Origin of the sequence: Methylobacterium sp. GXS13, from assembly GCF_001455965.1 — a bacterium.
Lineage (GTDB): Bacteria > Pseudomonadota > Alphaproteobacteria > Rhizobiales > Beijerinckiaceae > Methylobacterium.
This window is the reverse complement of the sequence record NZ_LKKO01000001.1, coordinates 666,488-673,855: the sequence shown is the minus strand read 5'-3', so window position 1 is coordinate 673,855 and position 7,368 is coordinate 666,488. Positions and strand designations below refer to the sequence as shown.

6 protein-coding genes and 1 pseudogene are annotated in these 7,368 nt (G+C 63.9%); 1 reads left to right on the top strand and 6 read right to left on the bottom strand.

Annotated elements, in window-relative coordinates; genetic code table 11:
* A pseudogene (locus AO398_RS28045) lies at positions 1–119 on the top strand (IS5/IS1182 family transposase); the annotation flags it as partial.
* Between the two features lie 155 nt (positions 120–274).
* Here the strand turns inward: AO398_RS28045 and AO398_RS03310 are convergent.
* The 6 genes from AO398_RS03310 to sufB form a co-directional block, all read right to left on the bottom strand.
* Positions 275–586 carry a hypothetical protein gene (locus tag AO398_RS03310; RefSeq protein ID WP_058190542.1) on the bottom strand — a complete coding sequence of 104 codons (312 nt, stop codon included), beginning with the start codon at positions 584–586 and terminating at the stop codon, positions 275–277.
* A gap of 1,071 nt (positions 587–1,657) precedes the next feature.
* The gene (locus tag AO398_RS03305) at positions 1,658–2,041 is read right to left on the bottom strand and encodes an SUF system Fe-S cluster assembly protein (RefSeq protein ID WP_007566736.1); all 384 of its coding nucleotides are present in this window, start codon (positions 2,039–2,041) and stop codon (positions 1,658–1,660) included.
* Positions 2,042–2,133: 92 nt separating this feature from the next.
* On the bottom strand, positions 2,134–3,378 hold the full coding sequence (locus tag AO398_RS03300) for a cysteine desulfurase (protein WP_058190541.1): 1,245 nt from the start codon (positions 3,376–3,378) through the stop codon (positions 2,134–2,136).
* A 200-nt stretch (positions 3,379–3,578) separates the two neighbouring features.
* Complete coding sequence (locus tag AO398_RS03295; protein WP_058190540.1) at positions 3,579–4,901, bottom strand: SufD family Fe-S cluster assembly protein; 1,323 nt, start codon at positions 4,899–4,901, stop codon at positions 3,579–3,581.
* 4 nt (positions 4,902–4,905) lie between these two features.
* A complete protein-coding gene (sufC, locus tag AO398_RS03290; RefSeq protein WP_058190539.1) occupies positions 4,906–5,658 on the bottom strand; it encodes a Fe-S cluster assembly ATPase SufC in 753 nt (250 codons plus the stop codon).
* Between the two features lie 198 nt (positions 5,659–5,856).
* Complete coding sequence (sufB, locus tag AO398_RS03285; protein WP_058190623.1) at positions 5,857–7,326, bottom strand: Fe-S cluster assembly protein SufB; 1,470 nt, start codon at positions 7,324–7,326, stop codon at positions 5,857–5,859.
* Between the last annotated feature and the right edge of the window lie 42 nt (positions 7,327–7,368).

Here is a 7,368-nt window from a genome sequence, read left to right as displayed (position 1 = left end):
GCTTTCGCAGGCTCGTCAAAGATTACGAGCGCTATGCAAGCACCCTGGCAGACCTGCACCTCGTCGCTTTCGTCTGCCTCATGCTCAAAAAGGCCGCTCAACTCGCCACAGGTTCATAACAGCCTCTAGTGTTCGCAGGCGTCGTAACACTCCCCGTCAGATGCCAAATTCAGCAGCGGTTGAATTTATCGTCGTATGGCAAATTTGGCCAAGCTGTATACTTGGCGATAGCCCCGGATAAAAATCTTCATCGGCGGCGTTCGCCGTGGAACCGTCAGCCGGCCCGCCGCAGCACGAAGAGCGTCGCAAGGCCGATCAGTGTCGCGAGACCGAGAAGCCTGCGCCAGGGATTTACGCCGCGCACAAGCTCATCGATCGCCCACCAGCCGAGGGCGAGGTCCGCCGCAAAGGCGAGCCAGGACGCAGCGGGCTCAGCGCCGCGAGCGATCCAAGTTGCCAACGTCAGCGCGAGGAATAACCACAGTGGCAGATTGGGCCATTGCGCGACCGTGATGGCGCCGGTTCGGCGATCCTGGAACATCCAGTCGCGCGCCCGCACGAGGGAATTTGACGGCCGCTGCGTCATGGGCCTGCGCCTTTCTGGATGCCACACGACCGTGCGTCGCCGCACCGCCGGCCCGTCGGGGAACCGTTAAGACTGGTTCAACAGGACGAGGCAATCTTAACCGGTCGTCAACCTTACTAAATGGAAAGCGCGGACCAATCCCTAACAGTTCCTGAAACGACTCGCGAAAGAGTCGTTAATCAGGTGATAATCCAGCATCCGAGCCCCACGAACCCCTTGATAAATAAAGGACCTGTCATGAGCACCCGTTTCGAAGACCTGAAGTTCATGTTCCTGCTCAGCGCCGTCACCCTGATCGGCAGTGGCCTCGACATCATTCTGCGCTGATCGAGACCGACAGGGCCCGCGCCGCCGGAGGATTGGTCCGCGCAAAGGCGCGACTTAAGGCCGAACGGGCTGCGGATTCGCGGAGCCGCCCGGCACCGCGGTTTGCCGTGACCACGGGTACGTTGACGACACGCGGCGCGCTCACACGCCAGCGGTTCTGCAAAGCCGGTCCGGCAGCCGCGACCGCGCTCTGACCTGATCGAAGGACATTGCGCAACTCGGCCACGCGCGTCTTCCGCTCGGTACGTATCACCACCGCGGCGAATACGAGACCGCTGAGTCCGGCCCCTTCAAGGAGTGCCGCGACCACGTAACCCGGACCCATCCGTCCCCACCATTCGCACCGAGCGGCACCGCCCAAACCAGCAGCCGCATGACCCCTGTGCGCAATCGTGGTTAACGAGAACTTAATGCCAACGTAGATTGATACATGCTGCGAAGCTGGCTGGACTTATTAGACAGTCGAGGCCGAATCAAATTTCTGCCACCGAGCCACTCTTGCTTCCATGAAGGCCAGTGTTACGTCGGGAAAGCCTGCGTGAAACTCCGTTTTCGGGGCGGATGGTACGGCCAGTAGTAATTGCTTCTGCCGCAATTGCTCAGGGTTTGCTGGTATAGAATGCATATTGGCGACGATACGGTTTCCGAATAAGCACACGATTGAGCGTGTGCCTTTCCGATCCGCGTGTCAGGCAGCGTTCGACAGGCCGCTTCGGTTTTGAGCAATGGCCTGCTCGCGCGGCCCTACCACATGTCCAGGGCGACGCGGGCCTCGTCGGACATCCGGCTCTGATCCCACGGCGGATCGAACACCATCGTCACGGCGCAGGATTGCACACCCGGTACGGCGCTGACGGCATTCTCGACCCAGCCCGGCATCTCGCCTGCCACCGGGCAACCCGGGGCCGTGAGAGTCATGTCGATCGCGACTTTCCGATCGTCTCCGATATCGACCTTGTAGATCAGGCCGAGCTCGTAAATGTCGGCCGGGATCTCCGGATCGTAGACGGATTTCAGCGCGGCGACGATGTCGTCGGTCAGGCGATCCAATTCGGCAGGCGGGATTGCCGAGGCGGCTTCGACCGCGGGGGCGTTGGCGCCGCCGGTGATTGTAGCGTCGGTGCTCATGGTTTCATTCTCCCCCGGTACCGCCCAGACGGAACCGGTTTCCTCGCGGCTCACGCATCGCCCGCACGATCATGTTTGGGACGCTGCGCCGATCAGGCGAACATCATCTCGGCTTTGCCGAGTGCCTCGGCAAGAGCATCGATCTCGGCGGTGGTCGTGTACAGGCCGAACGACGCCCGGCAGGTGGACGTCACACCGAAGCGCGTGAGCAACGGCATGGCGCAATGGGTGCCGGCGCGCACCGCGACGCCCTGACGGTCGATCACCGTGGCGATATCGTGGGCGTGGGCACCCTTCATCTCGAAGCTGACGACGCCACCCTTGCCCTTAGCGGTCCCGATGATCCGCAGGGCGTTCATGGCGCCGAGCCGCTCGTGGGCGTAGCGGGTCAACATCGCCTCGTGCGCCGCGATGTTCTCCCGGCCGAGCCCCAGCATGTATTCGAGCGCCGCTCCGAGCCCGACCGCCTCGATGATTGCCGGTGTGCCGGCCTCGAACCGGTGCGGCGGGTCGTTATAGGTAACCGTATCCTGGCTGACGGTCCGGATCATCTCGCCGCCGCCCTGATACGGAGGGAGCCGCTCCAACCATTCCTTCTTGCCGTAAAGAACGCCGATGCCGGTCGGACCGTAAACCTTGTGGCCGGTGAAGATGAAGAAGTCGCAGTCCAGCGCCCGGACGTCGATCGGCTGGTGGACGGCGCTCTGGGCGCCGTCGAGGAGGACCGGCACGCCGTGGGCGTGGGCGATGCGGACGATCTCCTCAGCCGGCGTCACGGTGCCGAGAACGTTCGACATCTGGGTGATCGCGACCATCTTGGTGCGCGGCGTGAACAGCTTCTCGTATTCCTCGACCAGGAAGTTGCCCTCCTCGTCGACCGGCGCCCACTTGATTACGGCGCCGCGCCGCTCGCGCAGGAAGTGCCAGGGCACGATGTTGGAGTGATGCTCCATGATCGACAGGATGATCTCGTCACCCTCGCCGATCAGCCCGGCCCAGCCCATGCTGGAGGCCACGAGATTGTAGGCCTCGGTGGCGTTGCGGGTGAAGATGATCTCGTCGGTGGAGGCCGCGTTCAGGAACTGACGCGTGGTCTCGCGTGCGCCTTCGAAGCCTTCGGTCGCGGCGTTCGCCATGAAGTGCAGGCCGCGATGGACGTTGGCATAGCCGGTCTCCATGCACGACACCATCGCGTCGATCACTTGGCGCGGCTTCTGCGCCGAAGCGGCATTGTCGAGATAGACCAGTGGCTTGCCGTAGACCGTCTGCGACAGGATCGGGAAATCCTTGCGGATCGCCGCGACGTCGTAGCCGGTGGTGAGGACGGGTGCGTTCATCGTCGCGACCTTTTGAGACCTAAGTCCGTCCCATGGGCCACCTCCTCGGAGGCGCCGGAGTGAAGCAGAGGCTTCGAACGAAGCCTCCAGACAGCAGTTCGCGGATCCTATCTCATCCCATCGCGGCGGCTTCGCCGTCGGGCCGGATGCAGTTCAGGTTCGCGAGGTCGGCCGATCCCGAAACGAGACCGGCCGAGACTTCAAGCGCGTGCCGCCAGCCAGGCCTCGATCTCGCCGATCAGCGCTGCGCGAGCGCCCTCGTGCGTGACCGACTCGATCGCTTCGCCGACGAACGCCTGGACCAGGAGGCTCTCGGCCACCGCGCGGGGCAGGCCGCGGGCCATCAGGTAGAACAGGAGGTCGTCGTCCGGCGCGCCGCAGGTGGCACCGTGGCCGCAAGCGACATCGTCGGCGAAGATCTCCAGCTCCGGCTTGTTCATCATCTGCCCCTCGTCGCTGAGGAGCAGGCAATCCGACTTCATCTTGCCGTCGGTCTGCTGCGCGGCCTGCCGGACGATGATCTTGCCCTGGAACACGCCGGTGGCGTTCCCGTCGATCACCGTCTTGAACATCTCGCGGCCCACGCCGCCCACGGCTGCGTGGTCGGCCAGCAGAGTCGAGTCAGCCAGCTGGCCGTTGCCGAGCATCGCGGCGCCGTTGACAACGGCGTTCACGTTCTCTCCCGCGACATGCATGAAGATCTGGTGGCGCGAGAGGACGGCACCGGTGACGAGGTTGACCGTCTCCAGATGTGACTCGTCATCGAGACGCACGCTGATCGTCGAGAGCGCGATGGCGGCGTCGCCCTCGCGGTTGAGCCGGGCATGGCGGAACACCGCCTGCTTGCCGACCCGCACGTCGAGGGCGTCGTTCGGCTGGTAGGTGAGACCGTCCGGTCCCTCGTGACTCTCCAACACGGTAATCTCCGCGCCCGCGCCGAGATCGACCAGCACCCGCGTGGCGGTTGAGAAGCCATCGGTCCCGGTGCCGATAAAGCGCAGGTGCACAGCGCGCTCGATCTTCGTGCCGGCTGCCACCGAGATCAGCGCGCCGTCGGCCAGGAAGGCGGTGTTGAGCTGGTAGACCGGGTTCTCACGGGCTTGCTCGACGGGAGCCAGGAGCCTGAGGCGAGCATCGCTCTTGCCCATTGCGTCGTTGAGCGGCGTGACCGTAAAGCCGGCCGGCAATCCGTCGAGGTCCGAGAGCGGCCGGATGAGATGCCCGTTGACGAAGGTCAGGCGCGCGGCGTCGAGACCGGCGAAGCCCTTCGCAGAGGCGACGGCCGCCTGAGCGGCCTCCGGCGACGGAGCCTCGGCCGGGGGCACGGCCTCCTTCATGGCGGCGCGCAGATCGGTGTACTTGAACGCCTCCACCCGCCGGCTCGGCAGGCCAGTGGCCTCGAAGAAACGGAACGCCTCCTCGCGGGCGATCGCCTCTTCCGAGGCGAAGCTCTTGCGCGCGGACTCGAACAGGCTCGATAGCCCGGTCTCGGCGCTGGTGCGCAGGTTCTGGATGTCGGCCATGGGCTTACGCGGCCTCGTTGGTGCGGTACTCGGCATAGCCCGACGCTTCAAGCTCGAGCGCCAGCTCTTTGCCGCCGGTCTTCACGATCAGGCCCTTCGACATGACGTGGACGGTGTCGGGCACGATGTGGTTGAGCAGCCGCTGGTAGTGGGTGATCACCAGGAACGAGCGGCCCTGGGCCCGCAATGCGTTCACGCCCTCGGAGACGATGCGCAAGGCGTCGATGTCGAGGCCGGAATCGGTCTCGTCGAGCACGCAGAACTTCGGCTCCAGCAGCGCCATCTGGAGGATCTCCATGCGCTTCTTCTCGCCGCCGGAGAAGCCGACGTTGAGGGCGCGCTTGAGCATTTCCTTGTTGATCTCGAGCTTGTCCGCCGCAGCGTTGACCTTGCGGATGAAGTCCGGGGTCGAGATCTCGCCCTCGCCGCGCGCCCGGCGCTGGGCGTTGAGGCAGGCCTTCAGGAACGTCATCGTGCCGACGCCGGGGATCTCCAGCGGGTACTGGAAGGCCAGGAAAACGCCGGCGGCGGCGCGCTCGTCGGCGCCCAACTCCAGCACGTTCTGCCCGTCGAGCAGGATCTCGCCGTCGAGGACCTCGTAGTCCTCCTTGCCGGCGATGACATAGGACAGGGTCGACTTGCCGGACCCGTTCGGACCCATGATCGCCGCGACCTCGCCGTCGTTCACGGTGAGATTCAGACCGTTCAGGATGCGGTTGTCCTCGATCTGTACGACGAGGTTCTTGATTTCCAACATGTTAGTTCGCGTCCTATCGAACGGCGGGTCGGACCCGTACGCCAACTGCGCGCCGTCAGTTCCTGTCGTGCCGCCACCGGGACGGCCATTCTGAAAGCTTTTTCGCACGGATATTGAGCGTCGAAACCTTCGCTCGATCCGGCTTGCGATCACGGCGCAGGTGCCGTGATCGCTCTATTGCTTCGATCCGCTGAAGGCCTAGCCGACCGAGCCTTCGAGGCTGATCGAGATCAGCTTCTGGGCCTCCACGGCGAACTCCATCGGCAGTTGCTGCAGCACGTCACGGACAAAGCCGTTGACGATGAGGGCGGTCGCCTCCTCCTCGGAGAGGCCGCGCTGCAGGCAGTAGAACTTCTGGTCTTCGGAAATCTTCGAGGTGGTCGCCTCATGCTCGAACACCGCGGATGCATTCTTCGACTCGATGTAGGGCACGGTGTGCGCCCCGCACTGGTCGCCGATCAGCAGCGAGTCGCAGTTGGTGAAGTTGCGGGCGTTCGTCGCCTTCTTGTGGGCGGAGACGAGGCCCCGGTAGGTGTTCTGCGAACGACCCGCGGAGATACCCTTCGAGATGATCCGGCTGGTGGTGTTTTTGCCGAGGTGGATCATCTTGGTGCCGGAATCGACCTGCTGCATGCCGTTCGACACCGCGATCGAGTAGAATTCCCCGCGAGACTCGTCACCGCGCAGGATGCAGGACGGGTACTTCCAGGTGATTGCCGAGCCGGTCTCGACCTGGGTCCAGGAGATCTTCGAGCGGGCGCCGCGGCAATCGCCGCGCTTGGTGACGAAGTTGTAGATGCCGCCTTTGCCGTCGTTATCGCCCGGGTACCAATTCTGAACGGTCGAGTACTTGATCTCGGCGTCGTCCAACGCGACCAGCTCGACCACCGCGGCGTGGAGCTGGTTGTCGTCGCGCTTCGGGGCGGTGCAGCCCTCAAGATACGAGACGTAGGAGCCCTTGTCGGCGATGATCAGCGTGCGCTCGAACTGGCCGGTGTCGCGCTCGTTGATGCGGAAATAGGTCGACAATTCCATCGGGCAGCGAACGCCCGGCGGAATGTACACGAACGAGCCGTCGGAGAAGACCGCCGAGTTCAGCGTGGCGAAGAAGTTGTCGGTCGAAGGCACCACCGTGCCCAGGTACTTCTGCACCAGCTCCGGATATTCCTGCACCGCCTCGGAGATCGGCATGAAGATCACGCCGGCTTTCGAGAGCTCCTTCTTGAAGGTCGTGGCCACCGAGACCGAGTCGAACACGGCGTCGACCGCGACGCGGCGCTCCGGCGCGATGCCTTCCAGCACCTCGACCTCACGCAGCGGGATGCCGAGCTTCTCGTAGGTCTTCAGGATCTCCGGATCGATCTCGTCGAGCGACATCGCCGCCGGACGCTTGGGCGCCGCGTAGTAGTAGATGTCGTTATAATTGACCTTGTCGTACGAGACGCGGGCCCAATCCGGCTCTTTCATGGTCAGCCAGCGCCGATAGGCGTCGAGGCGCCATTCCAGCAGCCAGGCCGGCTCGTTCTTCTTGGCCGAGATGAAGCGCACGACATCCTCGGAGATGCCCTTCTCGGACTTCTCCATCTCGATGGTGGTCTCGAACCCGTACTTGTACTGGTCGAGGTCGATCGAGCGGACCCGGTCGATTGTTTCCTGCACGGCAGGCATCAGCATCTCCTGGCAAGCCCGGTTTCAAGGACCGGGAAGCGT

Coding starts and splice junctions, on each gene's coding strand:
- AO398_RS03300 (WP_058190541.1), bottom strand. CDS start 3,378: ATGAACGCACCCGTCCTCACCACCGGCTACGACGTCGCGGCGATCCGC.
- AO398_RS03295 (WP_058190540.1), bottom strand. CDS start 4,901: ATGGCCGACATCCAGAACCTGCGCACCAGCGCCGAGACCGGGCTATCG.
- AO398_RS03310 (WP_058190542.1), bottom strand. CDS start 586: ATGACGCAGCGGCCGTCAAATTCCCTCGTGCGGGCGCGCGACTGGATG.
- sufB (WP_058190623.1), bottom strand. CDS start 7,326: ATGCCTGCCGTGCAGGAAACAATCGACCGGGTCCGCTCGATCGACCTC.
- AO398_RS03305 (WP_007566736.1), bottom strand. CDS start 2,041: ATGAGCACCGACGCTACAATCACCGGCGGCGCCAACGCCCCCGCGGTC.
- sufC (WP_058190539.1), bottom strand. CDS start 5,658: ATGTTGGAAATCAAGAACCTCGTCGTACAGATCGAGGACAACCGCATC.